Annotated in this window: 3 protein-coding genes; all 3 read left to right on the forward strand. The window is 67.0% G+C overall.

Translation table 11 applies throughout. The annotated features are described in order from the left end of the window. Positions 1-373 precede the first annotated feature (373 nt). On the forward strand, positions 374-847 hold the full coding sequence (hcrC, locus tag WC493_RS22235) for a 4-hydroxybenzoyl-CoA reductase subunit gamma (RefSeq protein WP_373068647.1): 474 nt from the start codon (positions 374-376) through the stop codon (positions 845-847). Further along, positions 844-3207, forward strand: a complete 2364-nt coding sequence (gene hcrA, locus WC493_RS22240) for a 4-hydroxybenzoyl-CoA reductase subunit alpha (protein ID WP_373068649.1) — start codon at positions 844-846, stop codon at positions 3205-3207. Before hcrC ends, hcrA begins: the two co-directional genes overlap by 4 nt. Further along, the coding region (locus tag WC493_RS22245) for a xanthine dehydrogenase family protein subunit M (RefSeq protein WP_373068651.1) at positions 3204-3637 on the forward strand (434 nt) is incomplete at its 3' end. The genes hcrA and WC493_RS22245, both read left to right, overlap by 4 nt.

Below are 3637 nucleotides of genomic sequence, written 5' to 3' on the forward strand. Positions count from 1 at the left end.
ATAGCGGTTGCCTTCGCCGAACTTGACCGAGACGTTTTCGAAAAGCGGCTTGGCGCCGAACTGGATGGTGACGTTTGATGCGACGAGCATGGGAGTGCAACCGGAGGGGGGCCGGGTAGATTCGGCGAGGGCCATATTCTACTTGGTGGCAGGGGCAAAAGTCTTGTCCGGCCGCACCCCGGCGGCGCGTCGGCGCGCCCTTGCCCATCCGGCGCATGCCGGGATTCGGCCTGTTTCCTCCCGCGCCCGACAGTGGATCACCTATGCATTACAGTGCATATTTGAATCTGTGTTCAACTGTGGAATCATTGCCCAGCCAATTGTTGGACGTCCAGCAGTTGGCGACAGAGGCGAAGCCGCCGAAGGGGACTCCATGAAGACAATTCTCAGACTCTCGGTCAATGGGACGCCGCGTGAAGACGCCGTGGCGGAAAACGCCCTGCTGATCGACTATTTGCGCGACGCGCTGGCGCTGACCGGCACCAAGCAAGGCTGCGACGGCGGCGAATGCGGCGCCTGCACCGTGCTGGTCGACGGCCAGCCGCGGCTGGCCTGCAGCACGCTGGCGCACAGCGTCGCCGGACGCGAGGTCGAAACCGTCGAAAGCCTGAGCAAGGAAGGCAACATCTCGCGCCTGCAGCGCGCCTTCCACGAAAATCTCGGGGCCCAGTGCGGCTTCTGCACGCCGGGCATGATCATGGCGGCCGAAGCCCTGCTGCGCACCAATCCGCAGCCCGACCGCGACCAGATCCGTGCGGCGCTGGCCGGCAACCTGTGCCGCTGCACCGGCTACGTCAAGATCGTCGATTCCGTCGAAGCCGCCTGCGGCAGGGAGCGCGCGCCATGAACGCCCCCGACCGCAAGCTGAAGCTGACGCCGGCCGCAAAGTCGGATCGCGGCGTCGGCGCCCGCATGCCGCTGGTGGACGGCATCGAAAAAGTCACCGGCACGGCGCGCTACACGGCCGACCTGCCGGCCAACGGCGCGCTGGTCGGCAAGATCCTGCGCAGCCCCTATGCCCATGCCGAACTGCTCGAAGTGGATGTCAGCGAGGCCCTCAAGATTCCGGGCGTCCGCGCCGTTGTCACCGGCGATGATTGCGACGTCCCCTACGGCGTGATCCCGATCGCGCAGAATGAATTCCCCCTGGCGCGGGGCCGCATCCGCTACATCGGCGAACCCGTCGCGGCCGTGGCCGCGGTCGACGAGGCCACGGCGAATCTGGCGCTCTCCCGCATCCGCTTGCGCGTGCGCGAGCTGCCGGCCTACTTCAAGGCCGCCGACGCGCGCGCGGCGGATGCGGTGCTGCTGCACGAGACCAAGCAGGGCAACATCGAGCGCGCCGTGCACAACGAATTCGGCGACACCGCGGCGGGATTCGCCGCTGCCGACCTGATCCGCGAGGAAAACTACGAGTGCGCCGAGGTCCATCACGCGATGATGGAACCGAATGCGGCAATCGCCGCCTATGAGCCGGAGCGCGGCCATCTGACGCTGTGGTCGGTGACGCAGGTGCCCTACTACGTGCATCTCACCGTGGCGCAATGCCTCAAGATGGAAGCGGCGCACATCCGCGTCATCAAGCCCTTCGTCGGCGGCGGCTTCGGTCACCGCGTCGAGCCGCTCAATTTCGAAGTCATCGTCTGCCTGCTGGCGCGCGCCGCGCGCGGCACGGTGCGCCTGCTGATGACGCGCGAAGAGGCCTTCCTGACGCACCGCGGCCGGCCGGAAACGCAGATCCGCATCAAGCTCGGCCTGAAGCGCGACGGCCGCATGACCGCCTGCGAGGCCGAAGTGGTTCAGCGCGGCGGCGCCTACGGCGGCTACGGACTGGTCACCATCCTGTATTCCGGCGCGCTGCTCAACGGCCTCTACGATCTGCCGGCGGTGAAGTACGACGGCTACCGCGTGTATTCGAACACACCGCCCTGCGGCGCGATGCGCGGCCACGGCACGGTGAATATCCGCTTCGCCTTCGAGTCGCTGCTCGACACGATGGCGGCCGAACTCGGCCTCGACCCGATCGACATCCGCCGCCGCAACCTCCTGCAGGCGCCGACCGACACCATCAACGGCCTCAAGGTGATGTCCTACGGCCTCGGCGATTGCCTCGACTGGGTCGAGCGCGCCAGCCGCTGGAAGGAGCGCAAGGGCAAGCTGGGCCAAAGCGGCACTATCGGCAAAGGCCTTGGGATGGCCTGCTCGCATTTCGTCAGCGGCTCGGCCAAGCCCGTGCATTTCACCGGCCAGCCCCACGCGACGATAGCCCTGCGCCTGGATTTCGACGGCGGCATCACGATTCTGACCGGCGCCGCCGACATCGGCCAGGGTTCCTCGACCATCATCACGCAGATCGTCACCGAAGTGCTGGGCGTCGACCACCGCCGTCTGCGGCTCATCGCCAACGATTCGGCGATCACGCCCAAGGACAATGGCTCGTATTCGTCGCGCGTCACCTTCATGGTCGGCAACGCCGCGGCCGACGCGGCGCAGAACCTGAAGAAGCTGCTGGTGGCCGCCGCGGCGCGCCGCCTGAAGGTTACCGAAGCCGAAGTCGAATGGTATGGCGAAGGCGCGGCCGTCGCCGCCGACCCGGACCAGCAAGTTGCCTTCGAGGACATCGCCGAGGAGGCGCTGGTCGGGGTCGGCATGCTGACCGTGAATGGCACCTTCACCTGCCCGATCGAGTTTCAGGGCGGCAAGCAGCGCGGCGGCGCGGTGGGCTCGACCATGGGCTTCTCCTATGCCGCGCAGGCCGTCGAGGTCAGCGTCGATCTCGATCTGGGCAAGATCACCATCGACAAGGTCTGGTGCGCGATCGACTGCGGCTTCGCGATCAATCCGATGTCGGTCGAAGGCCAGGTGCAGGGCGCGATCTGGATGGGCATGGGCCAGGCCATGTCCGAGGAAACCGTGTATGAGAACGGCCGCCACAAGGCTACCAATTTCATGGACTACGGCGTGCCGACCATCATCGACTCGCCCGACATCGAGGTGCACATCGTGGAGAGCATCGACCCGAACGGCCCCTTCGGCGCCAAGGAAGCCAGCGAAGGCCCGCTCTCCGGCTTCATGTCGGCGCTGGCGGCGGCGGTCGAGGACGCCACCGGCCATCGCTTCCGCATGCTGCCGATCACTCCGGAACGGATCTTTGCCGTGCGGCAGGAACAGCTCGCCGCCGCTGCCAACGAGGTAAACAGCCAATGAACGCCCTGCCCGAATTCCATTACCTGCGTCCAGCCACGGCCGCCGATGCGGTGCGCATGCATGCCGCGAACCCCGCCAGCCACTACATCGCCGGCGGCACCGACCTGATGCCGAATCTCAGGCGCGGCCTCGTCACCATCGGCGCGGCGATCGATCTCGGCGGCATCAAGGAACTCGGCGAGATCGTCGAGCAGGACGGCGCCCTGCGCATCGGCAGCGGCGTCAGCCTGGCGACCATTGCCGCGCATCCCGTGGTGCTGGCGCGTCTGCCGGCGGTGGCGCAGGCCGCGCTCGGCGTCGCCGGGCCGACGCATCGCACCGCCGCGACGCTGGGCGGCAACCTGTGCCTCGACACCCGCTGCAACTACTACAACCAGAGCGAAGCCTGGCGCGCGGGCAACAACTACTGCATGAAGCGCGACGGCGAAGG

Origin of the sequence: Zavarzinia sp. (assembly GCF_041650655.1) — a bacterium.
GTDB lineage: Bacteria > Pseudomonadota > Alphaproteobacteria > Zavarziniales > Zavarziniaceae > Zavarzinia.

Coding starts and splice junctions, on each gene's coding strand:
- hcrC (WP_373068647.1), top strand. CDS start 374: ATGAAGACAATTCTCAGACTCTCGGTCAATGGGACGCCGCGTGAAGAC.
- hcrA (WP_373068649.1), top strand. CDS start 844: ATGAACGCCCCCGACCGCAAGCTGAAGCTGACGCCGGCCGCAAAGTCG.